The 16,777-nt window shown below is 68.2% G+C and carries 13 protein-coding genes and 1 pseudogene; 8 read left to right on the top strand and 6 right to left on the bottom strand.

Going from position 1 to position 16,777, the window contains the following annotated elements:
• Nucleotides 1–121: 121 nt before the first annotated feature.
• From boxC to ACSFBE_RS11855, 7 genes are all read left to right on the top strand, one after another.
• Entirely contained in the window at nt 122–1,795 is a 1,674-nt protein-coding gene (gene boxC, locus ACSFBE_RS11885) for a 2,3-epoxybenzoyl-CoA dihydrolase (protein ID WP_435490596.1), read from the top strand.
• A gap of 32 nt (nt 1,796–1,827) precedes the next feature.
• Nucleotides 1,828–3,255 (top strand): benzoyl-CoA 2,3-epoxidase subunit BoxB, encoded by a 1,428-nt coding sequence (boxB, locus tag ACSFBE_RS11880; protein WP_435490595.1) that lies wholly within the window; start codon nt 1,828–1,830, stop codon nt 3,253–3,255.
• A gap of 5 nt (nt 3,256–3,260) precedes the next feature.
• Nucleotides 3,261–4,538, top strand: a complete 1,278-nt coding sequence (boxA, locus tag ACSFBE_RS11875; protein ID WP_435490735.1) for a benzoyl-CoA 2,3-epoxidase subunit BoxA — start codon at nt 3,261–3,263, stop codon at nt 4,536–4,538.
• Nucleotides 4,539–4,661: 123 nt separating this feature from the next.
• On the top strand, nt 4,662–5,708 hold the full coding sequence (locus tag ACSFBE_RS11870) for a PDR/VanB family oxidoreductase (RefSeq protein ID WP_435490594.1): 1,047 nt from the start codon (nt 4,662–4,664) through the stop codon (nt 5,706–5,708).
• Between the two features lie 52 nt (nt 5,709–5,760).
• Nucleotides 5,761–6,837, top strand: coding sequence for an acetamidase/formamidase family protein (locus ACSFBE_RS11865; protein WP_435490593.1), 1,077 nt, complete (start codon nt 5,761–5,763; stop codon nt 6,835–6,837).
• Nucleotides 6,838–6,855: 18 nt separating this feature from the next.
• Entirely contained in the window at nt 6,856–7,761 is a 906-nt protein-coding gene (locus tag ACSFBE_RS11860; protein WP_435490592.1) for a LysR family transcriptional regulator, read from the top strand.
• A gap of 174 nt (nt 7,762–7,935) precedes the next feature.
• Entirely contained in the window at nt 7,936–8,925 is a 990-nt protein-coding gene (locus tag ACSFBE_RS11855) for an AraC family transcriptional regulator (protein WP_435490591.1), read from the top strand.
• A 30-nt stretch (nt 8,926–8,955) separates the two neighbouring features.
• Here ACSFBE_RS11855 and ACSFBE_RS11850 read toward each other — a convergent pair whose 3' ends face one another.
• Together ACSFBE_RS11850 and ACSFBE_RS11845 are read right to left on the bottom strand one after the other, a co-directional pair.
• Nucleotides 8,956–10,308: a hypothetical protein gene (locus tag ACSFBE_RS11850; protein ID WP_435490590.1), complete on the bottom strand. Its 1,353-nt coding sequence runs from the start codon at nt 10,306–10,308 to the stop codon at nt 8,956–8,958.
• A gap of 150 nt (nt 10,309–10,458) precedes the next feature.
• A complete protein-coding gene (locus ACSFBE_RS11845; RefSeq protein WP_435490589.1) occupies nt 10,459–11,082 on the bottom strand; it encodes an NADPH-dependent F420 reductase in 624 nt (207 codons plus the stop codon).
• A 308-nt stretch (nt 11,083–11,390) separates the two neighbouring features.
• Between ACSFBE_RS11845 and ACSFBE_RS11840 the strand changes: the two are divergent.
• Nucleotides 11,391–11,552 (top strand): annotated as a pseudogene (locus tag ACSFBE_RS11840) (PfkB family carbohydrate kinase); the annotation flags it as partial.
• On the opposite strand, the gene ACSFBE_RS11835 reads toward ACSFBE_RS11840, so the two are convergent.
• The 4 genes from ACSFBE_RS11835 to ACSFBE_RS11820 are packed head-to-tail and all read right to left on the bottom strand — an operon-like array spanning nt 11,539 to nt 16,757.
• The gene (locus ACSFBE_RS11835) at nt 11,539–11,916 is read right to left on the bottom strand and encodes a hypothetical protein (protein WP_435490588.1); all 378 of its coding nucleotides are present in this window, start codon (nt 11,914–11,916) and stop codon (nt 11,539–11,541) included. The pseudogene ACSFBE_RS11840 and the gene ACSFBE_RS11835 sit on opposite strands and share 14 nt — an antisense overlap.
• A 47-nt stretch (nt 11,917–11,963) precedes the next feature.
• On the bottom strand, nt 11,964–15,083 hold the full coding sequence (locus ACSFBE_RS11830) for an efflux RND transporter permease subunit (RefSeq protein WP_435490587.1): 3,120 nt from the start codon (nt 15,081–15,083) through the stop codon (nt 11,964–11,966).
• A 10-nt stretch (nt 15,084–15,093) separates the two neighbouring features.
• Nucleotides 15,094–16,206, bottom strand: a complete 1,113-nt coding sequence (locus ACSFBE_RS11825; RefSeq protein ID WP_435490586.1) for an efflux RND transporter periplasmic adaptor subunit — start codon at nt 16,204–16,206, stop codon at nt 15,094–15,096.
• Nucleotides 16,203–16,757: a hypothetical protein gene (locus ACSFBE_RS11820; protein ID WP_435490585.1), complete on the bottom strand. Its 555-nt coding sequence runs from the start codon at nt 16,755–16,757 to the stop codon at nt 16,203–16,205. Before ACSFBE_RS11820 ends, ACSFBE_RS11825 begins: the two co-directional genes overlap by 4 nt.
• Nucleotides 16,758–16,777 lie beyond the last annotated feature (20 nt).

The raw sequence follows: 16,777 nt of genomic DNA, 5'->3' as shown, positions 1-16,777 counted from the left end.
GTTTTCCTGAACTGCAAAGCATGCAACAGGCATTGACTCGCCTTGGCGCATGCATGATGATGCATGCATTCAAGACAAGAAATGCATTATGTTTCTTGTTTGTTCTGCCAACGGAGACACCATGACCGAAACGACATCGCAGGCGCCCCGCGTCGACTACCGCACCGAACCGTCCCAGTACCGGCACTGGCATCTTTCGGTCGAGGGTGCCATTGCCCGCCTCACACTCGACATCGCCGAGGACGGCGGCATTCGCCCCGGCTACAAGCTCAAGCTGAACAGCTACGACCTGGGCGTCGACATCGAACTCGCCGACGCGCTGAACCGCGTCCGATTCGAGCACCCGGAGGTCCAGTCGGTCATCGTGACCAGTGGCAAGGACCGCATCTTCTGTTCGGGCGCCAACATCTTCATGCTGGGCGTCTCCAGCCATGCCTGGAAAGTGAACTTCTGCAAGTTCACCAACGAGACGCGCAACGGCATCGAGGACAGCTCGAAGCATTCGGGCCTGAAGTTCCTGGCTGCCGTCAATGGCGCCTGCGCAGGCGGCGGCTACGAACTGGCATTGGCTTGCGACGAGATCGTGCTCGTCGACGACCGTTCCTCGGCCGTGTCGCTGCCCGAAGTCCCGTTGCTGGGCGTGCTGCCCGGCACCGGTGGCCTCACACGGGTGACCGACAAGCGCCATGTGCGGCATGACCTGGCAGACATCTTCTGCACCAGCGTCGAAGGCGTGCGCGGCCAGCGCGCGGTCGACTGGCGCCTGGTCGACGCGATCGCCAAGCCGGCCCAGTTCGCCGCCACTGTGCAGGAGCGTGCAGCCAAGCTGGCTGTCGGCAGTTCGCGCCCCGGCAAGGGCGCGAAGGGTGTGGCCCTGACGCGCATCGAGCGCGAAGACGGCCCTGACAGCCTGCGCTACGCGCATGTCGCCGTCGACATCGACCGCGCTCGCCGCACGGCCACGCTCACCGTCAAGGCGCCCTCGGGCGTGCAGCCGACCGACATCGCGGGTATCGAGGCCGCAGGCGCTGCCTGGTGGCCGCTCGCCATGTGCCGCCAACTCGACGACGCCATCCTGAACCTGCGCACCAACGAACTCGACATCGGCACCTGGCTGCTCAAGACCGAGGGCGACGTGCGGGCGGTGCTGACGAACGACGCCCTGATGCTCGCCCACCAGGACCACTGGCTGGCGCGCGAGACCATCGGCGCCCTGCGCCGTACGCTGGCGCGGCTGGACGTGTCGTCGCGCAGTCTCTTCGCCCTGGTCGAGCCGGGCTCGGCCTTCGCCGGCACGCTGGCCGAGATCGCCTTCGCGGCCGACCGCACCTACATGCTCGCGCTGCCCGACGATGCGCAACGCGCACCCACGCTCACGCTCAACGAACTCAACTTCGGCTTCTATCCGATGGTGAACGACCAGAGCCGGCTGCAGCGTCGCTTCTATGAAGAGACCGCGCCACTGGAGGCCGCGCGCGGTGCAGTCGGCAAGGCGCTCGACGCCGATGCCGCGCTGGCGCTCGGCCTGGTGACGGCTGCGCCCGACGACATCGACTGGGAGGACGAACTGCGCATGGCCATCGAGGAACGCGCTGCCATGTCTCCGGATGCGCTGACCGGGCTGGAAGCCAACCTGCGCTTCGCCAGCAAGGAGAACATGAACACCCGCATCTTCGGCCGGCTCACCGCCTGGCAGAACTGGATCTTCAACCGCCCGAACGCGGTCGGTGCCAAGGGTGCGCTGAAGGTCTACGGCACCGGCGAGAAGGCCGGCTTCGATCTGAACCGCGTCTGACCCCGAACCCACGAACTCGCAAGGAAATCGCCATGAGCACCGTCAACTACAGCGACAAGATCCCCAACAACGTCAACCTCAGCGAAGACCGAACCCTGCAGCGCGCGCTCGAGGGCTGGCAGCCCAATTTCGTCAACTGGTGGGACGACGTCGGCCCGGACGGCTCGACCGCCTACGACGTCTACCTGCGGACCGCGGTCAGCGTCGACCCGCAGGGCTGGGCCCAGTTCGGCCACGTGAAGATGCGCGACTACCGCTGGGGCATCTTCCTGAATCCGGGCGACGCCAACCGCGAGATCCATTTCGGCGACCACAAGGGCGAGAAGGCGTGGCAAGACGTGCCGGGCGAGCACCGCGCCAACCTGCGCCGCATCATCGTCACGCAGGGCGACACCGAACCCGCCTCGGTGGAACAGCAGCGCCACCTGGGCCTGACCGCGCCCAGCATGTACGACCTGCGCAACCTCTACCAGATCAACGTGGAGGAAGGTCGCCACTTGTGGGCGATGGTCTACCTGCTGCACAAGCACTTCGGTCGCGACGGCCGCGAGGAAGCCGAGGCGCTGCTGCAGCGTACTTCCGGCGATCAGGACAACCCGCGCATCCTGGGCGCGTTCAACGAGAAGACGCCCGACTGGTTGGCCTTCTTCATGTTCACGTACTTCACCGACCGTGATGGCAAGTTCCAGCTTTCGGCGCTGGCCGAGAGTGCCTTCGACCCGCTGGCACGCACCACGAAGTTCATGCTGACCGAGGAAGCGCACCACATGTTCGTCGGCGAGAGTGGCGTGTCGCGGGTGCTGCAGCGCACCGCGCAGGTGATGAATGAACTGAAGACCGACGACCCGCTGAAAGTGCGTGCGGCTGGCGCCATCGACCTCGGCACCATCCAGCGCTACCTGAACTTCCACTACAGCGTGACCATCGACCTGTTCGGTGCCGACCAGTCGAGCAATGCGGCCATCTTCTACAGCTCGGGCCTGAAGGGCCGCTACGAGGAGGGCAAGCGCACCGACGACCACGTGCTCAAGGGCCAGACCTACAAGGTGCTCGAGGTTCAAAACGGCCAGTTGGTCGAGAAGGACGTGCCGATGCTCAACGCGTTGAACGAGGTGCTGCGCGACGACTTCATCAAAGACTCGGTGGCAGGGGTGAATCGCTGGAACAAGGTGCTGGAGAAGTCGGGCATCCCGACGCGGCTGACGGTGCCGCACAAGGCCTTCAACCGCCAGATCGGCGCGCTCGCCGGCATCAAGATGTCGCCCGATGGACGCGTCGTCGCCGAGGCGGAATGGGCCGCGAAGAAGAGCGAGTGGCTGCCGACGCCCGACGATTTCGCCTTCGTCGCGTCGCTGATGGGCCGCGTGGTCGACCCCGGCAAGTTCGCAGGCTGGATCGCGCCGCCGGTGATGGGCATCAACCGCCAGCCCATCGACTTCGAATACGTGCGTTTCGGGTGAGCGTCATGGACATGGCTGTCGAGGCCGGCGTCATCAAGCAGCATCTGATCGACCCGGAAATCTGCATTCGCTGCAACACCTGCGAGGCGACCTGCCCCGTGAACGCCATCACGCACGACGACAACAATTACGTCGTCCGGGCGGATGTGTGCAACGGGTGCATGGCCTGCATCTCGCCGTGCCCCACCGGCTCGATCGACAACTGGCGGACCATGCCTGTGCAACGGGCCTACACCATCGAGGAGCAGCTGGGCTGGGAGGCGTTGCCGCCCGAGTTGAGCGCGGACGCGTTCGATGCGGTGGGCGTGAAGGATGCTGGAAGCAGCGTCGATGCGAAAGCGCAGGTCGAGGTCGAACCCCTCGTGACGCCCGGCGAGGCGCCGTTCATGTCGGCAAGCTACGGCGCCACCACGCCGCCGTGGTCTGCGGCCCATGCGTACACGAACCTCTACGCGCCCAAGCGGCCGGTGACCGCGACCGTCACCGGCAATTTCAACTGCACGGAGGCAGGCTTCGAGAGCGAGACGCACCACATCGTGCTGGATTTCGGCGCCATGCCCTTTCCCGTTCTGGAGGGGCAGTCCATCGGCATCGTGCCGCCCGGCACCGACGCGCTCGGCAAGGCGCACCATCCGCGCCAGTACTCGGTCGCCAGCCCGCGCAACGGCGAGCGCCCCGGCTACAACAACGTCTCGCTGACCGTCAAGCGCGTGACGCAGGACCACCAGGGCAACGCGGTGAAAGGCCTCGCCTCCAACTATGTCTGCGACCTGAAGGTGGGCGACACGGTGACGGTGGTGGGGCCGTTCGGCTCGACCTTCCTGATGCCCAACCATCCGAAGTCGAACATCGTGATGATCTGCACCGGCACGGGCAGCGCACCGATGCGTGCCATGACCGAGTGGCGTCGACGGCTGCGCAAGAGCGGCAAGTTCGATGGCGGGAAGCTGATGCTTTTTTTCGGCGCCCGCACGCAGCAGGAACTGCCGTATTTCGGCCCGCTTCAGAGCCTGCCAAAGGACTTCATCGACATCAACCTGGCCTTCTCCCGCAAGCCAGGCCAGCCAAGGCGCTATGTGCAGGACGCCATGCGTGAGCGGGCCGTCGACCTCGCCGCCCTCCTTGGCGACGTGGACACGCACTTCTATGTGTGCGGACTCAAAAGCATGGAGGAGGGCGTACTGCTGGCGCTGCGCGACGTGGCCCAGGACGCCGGTCTCCTTTGGGAGCCATTGGCAGCGAAGCTGAAGAAAGAGGGGCGGCTGCACCTCGAGACCTACTGACGAAAAACACCTGCTGCGCGCCCCGCCATCAAGCCCCCGTGCACCCACGCGCAAGACACCCCGAAGCGGCGTCCCTAGCATCACCTCACCGTGATCCAAGCGACCTTCCAGCCCCTTCGCCGCATGTCTTCAGCGCCCCTCGTCCAGCGCCCTGCCGCGCCCGCGTCCCTGATCGATCCGAGCCAGTGGTTCGTGCTGCAGGTGGTGTCGCGGCGCAGCGAGACGCGTGACATCGTCGTGCTCGACCTGGCGCTGGTCGATGGCGCCACGCTGCCGGCCTTCGGCGCCGGGGCGCACCTGGAGGTGCGGATCGGCGGGCTGATCCGCCATTACTCGCTGTGCAGTTCGCCGGAGGACCACGCGCACTACCGCATCGCGGTGCAGCGCGAGACGGCCGGGCGGGGCGGCTCGGTGCTGCTGTGCGACACGGTCGGCCCGGGCGACACGCTGGAGGTGCGCGGGCCCTTCAACCACTTCGCGCTGCAGTTACCCGCCGCGCAGCCGCCGCTGCTGCTGGCCGGCGGCATCGGCGTGACGCCGGTGCTGTGCATGGCGCTGGAACTGACCGCCGCGGGGCTCGACTTCGAGCTGCACTTCAGCGGTCGCTCGCTGGAGCACATGGCCTTCCTGCCGCTGCTGCGCTCGGGCGTGTTCGGCCACCGCGTGCACCTGTACGCCGACGACAGCCGGGGCGTGGCGCCGATGGACCTGCCCACGCTGCTGGGCAGCGGGAAGCCGGGGCGCCACCTGTACGTCTGCGGGCCCAGCGGGATGATCGACGCGGCCGACCGCATCGCGCGCGCGCAAGGCTGGGCCGGCGACCACATCCATTTCGAGCGCTTCGGCGCACCGGCTGCGCCGCCCGCAGGTACACCGAACGCCGGCGGCCCTTGCGAAGCGCTCGAAGCCTTCGAGGTCGAGATCGCCTCCACCGGCAGGCGCATTCCGATCGCGGCCGACCAGAGCATCGTGCACGCGCTGGCCACGGCCGGTGTGCACATCCCGATGTCGTGCGAGGTCGGTGTGTGCGGCAGCTGCCGCACCCGCGTGCTGGCCGGCGTGCCCGACCACCGCGACCTGCTGCTGAGCCCCGAGGAGCAGGCGGCGAACACCGAGTTCACGCCCTGCTGCTCGCGTTCGAAGACTCCCCTGCTGGTGCTCGACCTCTGACCTGCGCACGCACGAACCCTCTTCTCTTTCACCACACGTCACGAGCATCCCGATGGCCCTGATCTGCGAACACAACCAACGCCGCGCCCACGTCGAACCCACCGCCCTGCATACGCTGCGCGCCACGCCGCAGAACGTGCACTGGGGTTACTTCGACCCGGCCCAGGCACCGGCCCTGGCGGTGAAGAGCGGCGACCTGGTTTATGCCGAGGCCATCACGCACCACGCCGGCGACGCGCCCGCGCTGATGATGGACGACGCGGTGTGGAAGATCTTCAAGGAGATCCCCGAAGAAGACCGCAACCCGGGCGTGCACATCATGACGGGGCCGATCTTCGTGGAAGGCGCCAAGCCGGGCGACATGCTCGAAGTGCGCTACCACCGCATGACGCCGCGCAACAACTACGGTTCCAACCTCGCGGCCAACTGGGGCTACCTGTACAAGGAGTTCGACGAGAAGGAACGCGTGACCATCTACGAGCTGGACCCGAACTCGAACAACGCGCGCGCCCTGTACGCCTACGACTTCCCCGGCAAGTACCTGGTGCCGGGCACCGTCACCGAATGCCCGGTGTGCGACCGGCAGGAAGCGCTCAAGGGCGTGCGCGTGCCGGTGCGCCCCCACCTGGGCACCGCCGGCGTGGCACCCGACGTGCACGGCCGCGTGAGCACCATCCCGCCGGGCCTGCACGGCGGCAACATCGACAACTGGCGCATCGGCGCGGGCGCGACCATGTACTACCCGGTGCAGGTCGACGGCGCGCTGTTCTCCATCGGCGACCCGCACGTGTCGCAGGGCGACGGCGAGATCAGCGGCACCGCCATCGAGAGCTCGCTCAACGTGACGATGCAGATCATCCTGCGCAAGGACTTCTTCTTCCCCTCGCCGCTGCTGGAGACCGACGACTCCTTCATCGTGCACGGCTTCGACCCCGACCTGAACGTGGCCACGCGCAACGCCGCGCTCGACATGCTCAAGCTGCTCAACGAGCACCACGGCCTGTCGCGCAACGACAGTTATTCGCTCATGAGCGTGGCGGCCGACTTCGGCGTGACGCAGGTGGTCGACGCCACGCAGGGCGCGCATGTGCGCATTCCGCGCGACATCTTCCCGCCGAAGGGCTTCTGAACCGAACGCGTCCGCACGGTGAGCAACAGGCTGCGCGAGATCGAGTGCTTCGTCTCGGTCGCGGAGTCGGGCAGCTTCGTGCGTGCGGCCGACGCCATCGGCGTGTCGAAGACGGCCGTGTCGCGCAGCGTGATCGAGCTGGAGCAGCGCCTGGGTGCGCGCCTGTTTCAGCGCAGCACGCGCCGCGTGTCGCTCACGCCGGCGGGCACGCTGTACCTGGCGCGCTGCAAGCACATCGTGCAGGCGCTGGACGAGGCCGACGAGCTGGTGGCCGGCGATGCGCAGCAGCCCGTGGGCCTGCTGCGCGTGCAGGCACCGATGAGCTTCGGCACGCAGCACCTGGCGCCGCTCTGGCCGCAGCTGCTGGCGCGCCATTCGGGGCTGCGGCTGGACGTGCACCTGAGCGACGCGCTGCTCGACCTGAACGACGAGCGCTTCGACCTGGCGGTGCGCATCTCCGACCGCCAGCACCCCTCCTTCATCAGCCGGCCGCTCGGGAGCATGCGGCTGATCGCCTGCGCGGCACCGGCCTATCTGGCACAGCACGGCGAGCCGATGCACCCGGGCGAACTCGCGGACCACGCCGTCATCGGCTACACCTACGCCGCGGACGGCGACGCCTGGCACTTCGACAGTGACCAGGGCCCGATCTCGGTGCGCACGCAGGCCCGGCTGTGCGCCAACAACGGCGACACCTGCCTGGCGGCGGCGCGCGCGGGGCTCGGCATCGTCATGCAGCCCAGCTTCCTGCTGGCCGACAGCCTGCGGCGCGGCGAGCTGGTGCCGGTGCTGCAACGCTACCCGCTGCGCAGCGTGGGCATCCACGCGGTGTACCCGAGCCGGCGCCAGTTGCCGATGAAGGTGCGCGTAGCGATCGACTTCCTGGTCGAGTCGCTGGCCGACGCCGACTGGCTCGCGCGCTGAGCCGTCATCTCTCTTTGCGCACAAACGTGCTCGGCCGGACCCGGCCGAAAGCGCACGAACTCTTGCCATTTCGCGAATTCGCGCCCCGGTGGCCGGGAAATTGCTCTGTTCCTTGACGCAAGTCGAAGACGAGGTGCGCCGCACCTTTTCAGAACCAGCCACCGGAGGTTCATCGTGAACGCATGGAATTTCTCGACCAACGCCTACATCCAGGGCGAGCGCCCCCGCGTGTGGCAGCAGGCCCTCTCGCGCCTGCACCTGCCCACCGTCGACCAGCCGGACGCCGGCGTCCACGGCGACGTGGCCAGCCTGGTGTCGCCGCAGGGCATCGAGTTCGCCCGCATGAGCGCGTCGCCGCAGACCATTTCGGGGCGCTCGGGCGAGCAGCCCTTTTCGGTATGGCTGTCGATCCTGATGGAAGGGCGCTTCGCCTTCGGCGGCAGCGCGGGCGAGCCGGTCATCGACCTGACACCGGGCGACATCATCTACGGGCCCACCGGCGTCGATTCCACGCTCACGCTCAAGAGCGACTTTCGCATGCTCTACGTGAAGATCCCGCAACTGATGCTGCACCCGCGCCTCATCAACCTGGGCTCGCTGCGCACCGGCACGCTGCCGGGCCACAAGGCGATCAACCGCATCTTCGCGGGCATGCTCACGTCGGTGGCAGAGAACATGGAAGAACTCGACGCCGCCGAGCTGCGCCCCATCGAGCTCGCGCTGACCGAGTTCGTGGTGGTCAGCCTGGCCGGCAGCACCGCGGTGCAGGCGTTCGGCAGCACGGCGCGGCTGGTGCACTACCAGCGCATCTGCCAGTCGATCGAGAACCAGCTGGGCGACCCGGAACTCACCGTCGGCAAGATCGCCGCCGAGCAGCACGCATCGTTGCGCTACATCCAGAAGCTCTTCGAGGCCGCCGGCCACAGCTTCGGCCAGTACCTGCGCCAGCGCCGGCTGGAGCGCTGCCGCTCCGACCTGCAGAGCACGCTGCACCGCCACCTGTCGATCTCCGACATCTGCTTCCGCTGGGGCTTCAGCGACCCGGCGCATTTCAGCCGCACCTTCCGCGCTGAATTCGGCACCACGCCGCGGGCGTACCGCCAGGCGCAGTTGGGGATCACGGAGAACGAGTCGGCCGAGGCGGCGGAGGCGTTGCACGCCTGAGCCGCCGCACCGCAGCGGACTCGCTGCGCGTCAGTCGAGCAGGTTCAGCTGGAAGTAGCCGCCCGTCGTCGCATTGGACGCGCCGACGATCGCGAACAGCTTGCCGCTGTAGGTGGCGAAATAGGTGTTGCCGCCCCCAGTGATCTGGCGCATGCCTGCCGGCCCGGTCGCGCCCATGGCGCCGAAGACATTGGTCGAAGACGCGAGCGTTCCGTCCGCACCGACGGCATTGCGGGTGTTGCCGGTCGCCGTGAAGTTCACGCGGCCCCACGAACCTGCCGTCGAGCTGCCGTAGCCGATGGCCGTCGTCGTCCAGAGCGGCGTGTCCTGCACACCGACGCGCAAGACATAACGGCCGGGCGTCGCAGGTGTCGCACCGGCCGACAGGTACACGTTCTGGTCGCCGATGCGGGCCATCGCGAAACGGCCGCTGTCCGTGGCATCGGCCACGTTGGTGATCAGCCACACGCCGGGCACGTCGGTGGTCGCGACGTTGTACGTGATCAACGAAGCCGACGGGCAGTTGGCAATGCTGTTGATGAAGCTGTCGTTGCACAGCCTGTAGACCGTGCCGCCTGCCGAGAATTGGGTCTGGGTGATCTGCGACAACTCGCTGGACGCCGTGCGCTGAATGCCGAGCCGGTTGTACAGGCCGTCGAGTTCGGCGGCGACCGTCACCAGCTTGCGTGCCGCGAGGAAGGGCTTCACTGCGTACACGGTGCCTGTTGCGACCGGGTCGGTGAACGGGAAGGCGCCGACGATCGCGTCGGTGGTCACGCGGAAACGCGAGGTGTTCGTGTTCGAGGTGATCCGGGCGCTCTTGAAAACGTAGGTGCCGGGTTCCGACGCATCGCTCGCAAAGGTGTCGGAGGTCGGCTCGGTGCCATCCACATTGGTGAGCGTGTAGACGTTGGCATTGAAGTCGAGCGTCAGCAGGTACTGGAGCGCACTCGCCGCATAGACGCGGTAAGTGCCGTTGCGCGCATCACCGCCAGCGACATTGAGCACCGTGGTCTTGGTCAGCGATGCATTGGCCGTCGCCTTGGCCGAGACCGTGTAGGTGGCGGCACCCGTCGCGCCATTGAGGATCTGCGCGGCCCACTTGGTGCCCGAGATGTTGGGATTGCGCAGGCTCACGGCCGCGCCATCGGACGCCGTGGTGGTCCAGTCCGCGCCCTGGCTGGGCGTGATCTCCACCGTGTCGCCCGGCTGGGTGACGAACTGCCCGGACGCATTGGCAACAGCGGGTGCGCCATTGATCGTCACCGTCGTCGTGAGCACCGGCGTCGTTTCGCCGCCGCCCCCGCCGCCGCCTCCACCCCCACCGCATCCGACCAAGCCTGCAAACGCAGCCGCGCAGGCCATCGAAAACAAAACCCTCATGTTCTTCCTTGTTGGTTGTTGATCGCGCGTCGGCATCTGCCTCGCGCGGGACGAAAGATACATGCTGTTTCAGGTGTAAGCAATGCAGTGGCAGGGCACCACGGCACAGCCCGGGTCGCTTCCGGAGAATCGACGACGGCCGAGCCGCGCTCAGCGCTTGAGCCAGACCGGCGCGATCTGCGTGCCCAGGCCCGCGCCGTAGCCGAAGTAGATGTTCAGGCCGGCCACCGGCTCGAGGTAGCGCGCGTTCTTCAGGCCGCCGGCGTCGACCGCGTCGAAGCCGATGCTCTCGATCAGCGCCTTGACCGTGTCCTTGGCCTTCGGCTCGTCGCCGGCGAAGAACACGCTGCCCTTGAATTCGCCGAAGCCGGCGCCCTGGTGCATGACCTGCGCGAACAGCGTGTTGAAGGCTTTCACGACATGGGCCGTGGGCGCAGCCTTGGCGATCTCTTCGGCGGCCGAGGTGCTGAAGCCCACGGTCAGGCCCATGTAGTCGGCGGTCAGCGGGTTGGAGACGTCGACGATCACCTTGCCCTTCAGGTCGCCCAGCGCGGCGAGCGCGGCCGGGGCCTGGTCGCAGGGGACGGCGAGCACGACGACTTCGACGTTCTTGGCGGCCTCGGCCATCGGCAGCACCTTGGCGCCCAGGGCTTCGGCCACGGCCTGGGCCTTGTCGAGCGAGCGGCCGGTCAGCGTCACGCTGTGGCCTGCCTTGACGAATTGCTTGGCGAGGCCGGAGCCGACGTTGCCGTAACCGACGATGGTGAGCGTCATGGAGATGTCCTTGGAGAATGTGAGATGAAGCGTTGGCGATGAAAGCGCCGCAGGCGATGCGGCACCGGTCGCAAGATAGCCAGAAGGACGGTCGCGATAAACGCCGCGCAGCGCGACGACTGGCCCGGCCGGCGGGACAATCGATGCGCGCTGCACCCCTGCATCGCGCACGCCCCAGGCGGGACACGGGGTTGCGCGAGTTCCGCCTCGTCCATGCCCGTCGAGCCGCGACAGCGCAGCCCAGAGGCGGTGCACGTCCACACAAGTTCCCGGGCCGACACGCTCCCTCCACTGCCACGCCATGCCCTGTAGCCGGCGACACCTTCATCGGCGGCTTCGCGGCGCGGCTGGCCACGGGGGCTTCAGCGGCCGAGGCCAGCCGCTTCGGCCAGGCTGCGGCGGCGCTGTCGGTCACGCGGCGCGGGGCACAGACGTCGATCCCGACGCTGCGCGAGCTCAGCGCAGCGTGAAGCGCGCGGTCGACGCCGGCTTGCCGTCGATGCGCAGCACCACCACCGCCTTGGTGCCGGCCGCGGTCTTGAAGCTGCCGGTGGCCTCGAGCTTGTCGCCCGCCGGTTTCAGTTCGACATCCTGCTTGTCGGTCCCGGCCAGCAGCGTGAGCCTGGCGCTGGCCTTGGCCACGTCGGCCGGCTTGCCGTGGTCGCGCACGTACAAATGCACGACGCCCGGCTTGGCCACCAGTTCGTAGTCCATGTCCTTGACCTCGGCGACCACGCCGCCGTGCAGCGGGGTGTGGGCATGTTCGTCGCCATGTGCCAGGGCCGTGCCGGCGCAGGCGAGCAGGGACGCGGCGAGAAGGGTGCGCAATGTCATGAAGGCTCCTTGAATGGATGAGGAAGAAGAGGAGAAAGGGAAATGGCTCACAGCGCCTCGGCGCCGTCGTCGTCGGCCAGCCGCTGCGCCGCCTTGCGTCCGAACAGCCAGAACATCGCGGGCGTGAGGAAGGTGTCGAGCAGCGTCGAGCTGATGAGGCCGGAGAAGATCACCACCGCCACCGGGTGCAGCACCTCGGTGCCGGGCTGCTCGGCCTCGAACAACAGCGGTGCCAGCGCGAAGGCGGTGACCAGCGCGGTCATGAGCACCGGCGCCAGCCGCTCGAGCGAGCCGCGCACGATCATCGGCACGCCGAAGGCCTCGCCCTCGTAGCGCATCAGGTTGACGTAGTGGCTCACCTTGAGGATGCCGTTGCGCACCGAGACACCCGCCAGCGTGATGAAGCCGACCAGCGCCGCCACCGACAGCGGCTGGCCCGACAGCCACAGGCCGAGCACCGCGCCGACCAGCGCCAGCGGGATGTTGGCCATGATGAGCGCCGACAGCACCATCGACCGATAGCGGCTGTAGAGCACCACGGCCATCAGCGCCAGCGACACCAGCGACAGCACGCCGATCAGGCGCGACGCCTCTTCCTGCGCCTGGAACTGGCCACCCAGCGTGACGAAATAGCCCTCGGGCAGTTTTGTCGCCGCCACGGCCGCGCGGATGTCGGCCACCACGTCCGACAGCGCCCGCCCCTGCGCATTGGCCGAGAGCACGATACGGCGCTTGCCGTCGTCGCGGCTGATCTGGTTGGGGCCGTCGCCATCCTCGATGCTGGCGATCTTCGACAGCGGCACGCGGCCGGTCGGCGTGTCGATCAGGATCTGGCCGAGGCCTTCGATCGAGCGGGCTGTTTCCGGCAGCCGCACCACCAGCGCGAAGCGGCGGTTGCCCTCGACGATCTGCGCGACCTTCTCGCCTTCGACCAGGCTCTGCAGCGTGGCGAGCACCTGCGGCGCCGGCACGCCGTAGCGCGCCGCGGCGTCGTAGTCGATTCGCACCTTGATCTGCGGCGCCAGCACCTGCTTCTCGATCTCCAGGTCGGCCAGCCCGGGGATGGCCGCGAGCTTCGCGCGCAACGCATCGGCCTGGCCGCGCAGCACGTCGAGGTCTTCGCCGAAGATCTTGATCGCGATCTGCGAACGCACGCCCGAGAGCATGTGGTCGATGCGGTGCGAGATCGGCTGGCCCACGCCGACAGACGCCGGCAGATTCACGAGCCGCGCGCGGATGTCCGCGCCGATGGCGTCCATTGATCGCGTGAGTTCCGCGGTGGGCTTGAGCCCGACGTCGAGCTCGCTCACGTGCACGCCCTCGGCATGCTCGTCGAGCTCGGCGCGGCCGCTGCGCCGCCCGACGTGCGTCACCTCGGGCACCTGCTTGACCAGCACCTCGGCCTGGCGCGCGAGCGCCGCGCTCTCGGCCAGCGTCACGCCCGGGTTCAGCCGCAGGCCGATCAAGAGCGTGCCTTCGTTGAAGGGCGGCAGGAAGGTGGTCGGAAAGAAGGGCACCGCCGCGCCCGCGACCAGAACCGCTGCACCGGCCGCGACCAGCGCCGCCTTGGGCCGCGTCAGCACCGATTGCAGGCCGCTGCGGTAACCGGCTTTCAGCCACGTCAGCACCTTCGTGTCGCCATGCTCCAGCCGCTTCATCTTCGGCAGCAGGTAGTAGCTGAGCACTGGCGTGACCGTGACCGACACCACCAGCGAGGCCAGCGTCGACACGATGAAGGCGATGCCCAGCGGCACGAAGAGCTTGCCCTCCAGCCCCGGCAGCGCGAACAGCGGAATGAACACCAGCACGATGATCACCGTGGCATAGAGGATGCCCGAGCGCACCTCCATCGACGCCTTGGCCACCAGCGCGAGCAGGTTCATGCGCTGCGCGGGCGGCTTGGCGCGGTCTTCCTTCAGGCGGCGCAGGATGTTCTCGACGTCGACCACCGCGTCGTCGACCAGCCCGCCGATGGCGATGGCGAGGCCGCCGAGCGTCATGGTGTTGATCGACAGGCCGAACCAGCGGAACACCAGCGCCGTGATGAAGATCGACACCGGGATCGCGACCAGCGCGATCACCGTCGGCCGGATCGTGCCGAGGAAGAAGAACAGGATCACCGCGACGAAGACCGACGCACCGATCAGCTTGCCCTGCAGCGTGGTGATCGAGGCCTCGATGAAGCTGGCCTGCCGGAAGGTGACCTGCGGCGCTTCCATGCCGGCCGGCAGCGAGGCCTTGAGGCCGGCCAGCGCGTCCTCGATCGATCGCGTGAGCGCGATGGTGTCGGCCGTCGGCTGCTTCTGGATGCCGAGGATGACCGCCGGCTTGCCCTCGAAGCCCGCGTCGCCGCGCTTGATGGCCGCGGCGAAGGTGACCTCGGCGATCTGCCGCAGCAGGATCGGCTGGCCGCCCTTGGCCGTGAGCGCGAGGTTCTTCAGGTCGTCGAGGCGCGAGGTGCGGCCCAGGTGGCGGATCAGGTATTCGCGCCCGTTGAGTTCGAGGAAGCCGCCCGAGGTGTTGCCCGAGAAGCCCTTGAGCGCGGCCTCGAGCTGCTCGTGCGTGACGCCGAGGTCGCCCATGCGCACCGTGTCGGGCTGCACCTGGAACTGCCGCACCTCGCCGCCGATCGGGATCACCTGCGCCACGCCCTGCACCGACAGCAGCCGCGGCCGCAGCACCCAGTCGGCGTATTCGCGCACCGCCATCGGACTGACCTTCGTGGTGTCGATCGGAATCGCGATCTGCATGATCTCGCCCATGATCGAACTCACCGGCCCCATGCGCGGCGTGATGGCGTCGGCCATGCCCTCTTCCATCGAACCGAGCCGCTCCGCCACCAACTGGCGCGCGCGGTAGATGTCGGTCGACCAGTCGAAGGTGACGTAGAGAAAGGACAGCCCGGCCGACGAGACCGAGCGCACCGACTCCACGCCGGGCAACCCGTTCATCGTGGTTTCGAGCGGCAGCGTGATGAGCTGCTCCACCTCTTCCGGCGCCATGCCGCCGGCTTCGGTGACGATGGTCACGGTGGGTTTGTTGAGGTCGGGGAACACGTCCACCGGCATGCGCGACAGCGTGAAGGCGCCGTAGCCCATCAGCACCACGCCCGCGATGAGCACCAGCAGCCGGTTGCCCAGGCTGAAGTCGAGTAGCCACTTGAACATCGTGCGGCCTTCAGCGGAGCTGGTTGATGAGCGTGGCGCCCTGCGTCGTCACACGGTCGCCGGCCTTGAGGCCGGAGATGACGGCCACGCGCACGCCGTCGAGCGGCACCGTGGTGACGGTGCGCGGCACGAAGCGCTCGGCATCGGTCTTCACCCACACGATGGTCTGGTTGGCCGGGTTGCGCATCAGCGCCGCGCTCGGCACCGCGATGCCCGTCACGGTCTGCTTGCTGCGCACGAAGACCTGCACCGACTGGCCGACGGCGAGCCGCGCGAGCGCCGCCCCTTCCGCGCGGAACTGCAGCGGCAGCGCCTGCTCGCGCAGGCTGCGCGCCGCGCCGACGAAGACCAGCGGCACGCGCACGGCGTTGACCGGGCCGACCGCGATGGCGGCGTCGGCGATGTCGGCGCCGATGGCCGCATCGAAAGCCAGCGCCTCGACGCGCAGGCGCGTCGGGTCGATGACCTCGAACAGCAGCTCGCGCGCGTCGACCACCTGGCCCGCGACCACGCTGGCCGAGGCGATGACGCCCGACACCGGCGCGACCAGCGCGTCGCGGTGCGACAGGCCGGCGCCGATGGCGGCCGCGCGCTGCTGCAGGCTCGCGGCATCGCTCTCGGCCGCTTCGATGTCCTTGCGCGGCACCGTGTCGGCCAGCTCGCGCAGGCGTGCGACACGCCGGTCGGCCAGCGCCTTGGCGGCGCGAAGTTCGGCCAGTTGGGCCGCCTGGTTCGAGCGTTCGACCGGCGCGGCGGAGGCGACCACATAGGCCAGCACCTCGCCCTTGCGCACCGTCTGGCCGGGTTCGGGCAGGCCGCGCGGGCCGGGTTCGACGCGGCCGGCCACCAGCGCCTGCACCTTGCCGCCGGCATTCGGGTCCATCAGCACCTTGCCGGCGAGTTCGGTGGTGCGGGGCAGGTCGGCGGATGCGGCGACGACGGTGCGCACCGCGAGTTGCCGCTGCGCCGGCTTCGGCAGGAACACGCTGCCGTCGGGCAGGCGCTGCGGGCCGTTGGCGTTGGCGGCGGCGGGTGCCTCGCCGTGGCTGTGGCCTTCGTCGGCGTGTGCGGTGGCGAGCGCGGCGCTGAATGCGACGGCGATGAAAAGGCGTGCGGCGTTCATGCGGCACCTCCCGTCTGCTGCGTGCGTGATGTGCGCGCGCGACGGGCCAGAGCAATCAGCAGCGCCAGGACGACGCCACCGCCGAGCGTCCCGCCGACGATGCGACGCCAATTGCGCGGTGCCGCGACTTCGTCATGCGCATCGGCATGGATGTCGAGCTCGCCGGCCAGCAGGTCGGTCTCGTTGCCGGCGATCACCGTGGCGGTGATGGGCAGCACGCCCGGCGCGGGCACGTCGGCCAACTGGACTTCGAAGAGGCCTTCGCCATGCGGCTCGGCCTTGGCGCTCGTTCCACCGATGTCGAGCTCCAGCGTGGCCTGCGGCACCGGGGCGTTGTCGGCGAAGCGGTCGAGGTACAGCGTGAGCAATTTCCCGTCGAGCACGCCGACGAGTTCGAAGGTGTCGGAGACCGCGGTGAAGCGCGGCAGCGCCGAGCCGGTGGGTGCGGCGGGCGCATCGCCGTGGTCGTGGCCGGCGTCGGCGCGCGCAGAGGCGCCGGCCATCAGCAGAAAGGCCGCGCACAGCACGGCGAGAAGGTGTCGGAAGGTCATGGCGATGCTTTCGAAAAGGA

It is taken from the genome of Variovorax sucrosi (genome assembly GCF_051216635.1).
Lineage (GTDB): Bacteria > Pseudomonadota > Gammaproteobacteria > Burkholderiales > Burkholderiaceae_C > Variovorax.
Note: the sequence above shows the minus strand (reverse complement) of the source record. Positions and strands in the feature narration are given on the sequence as shown.

Coding starts and splice junctions, on each gene's coding strand:
- ACSFBE_RS11820 (WP_435490585.1), bottom strand. CDS start 16,757: ATGACCTTCCGACACCTTCTCGCCGTGCTGTGCGCGGCCTTTCTGCTG.
- ACSFBE_RS11825 (WP_435490586.1), bottom strand. CDS start 16,206: ATGAACGCCGCACGCCTTTTCATCGCCGTCGCATTCAGCGCCGCGCTC.
- ACSFBE_RS11845 (WP_435490589.1), bottom strand. CDS start 11,082: ATGACGCTCACCATCGTCGGTTACGGCAACGTCGGCTCCGGCCTCGCC.
- ACSFBE_RS11830 (WP_435490587.1), bottom strand. CDS start 15,083: ATGTTCAAGTGGCTACTCGACTTCAGCCTGGGCAACCGGCTGCTGGTG.
- ACSFBE_RS11835 (WP_435490588.1), bottom strand. CDS start 11,916: ATGACATTGCGCACCCTTCTCGCCGCGTCCCTGCTCGCCTGCGCCGGC.
- ACSFBE_RS11870 (WP_435490594.1), top strand. CDS start 4,662: ATGTCTTCAGCGCCCCTCGTCCAGCGCCCTGCCGCGCCCGCGTCCCTG.
- ACSFBE_RS11865 (WP_435490593.1), top strand. CDS start 5,761: ATGGCCCTGATCTGCGAACACAACCAACGCCGCGCCCACGTCGAACCC.
- ACSFBE_RS11850 (WP_435490590.1), bottom strand. CDS start 10,308: ATGAGGGTTTTGTTTTCGATGGCCTGCGCGGCTGCGTTTGCAGGCTTG.
- boxB (WP_435490595.1), top strand. CDS start 1,828: ATGAGCACCGTCAACTACAGCGACAAGATCCCCAACAACGTCAACCTC.
- boxC (WP_435490596.1), top strand. CDS start 122: ATGACCGAAACGACATCGCAGGCGCCCCGCGTCGACTACCGCACCGAA.
- boxA (WP_435490735.1), top strand. CDS start 3,261: ATGGACATGGCTGTCGAGGCCGGCGTCATCAAGCAGCATCTGATCGAC.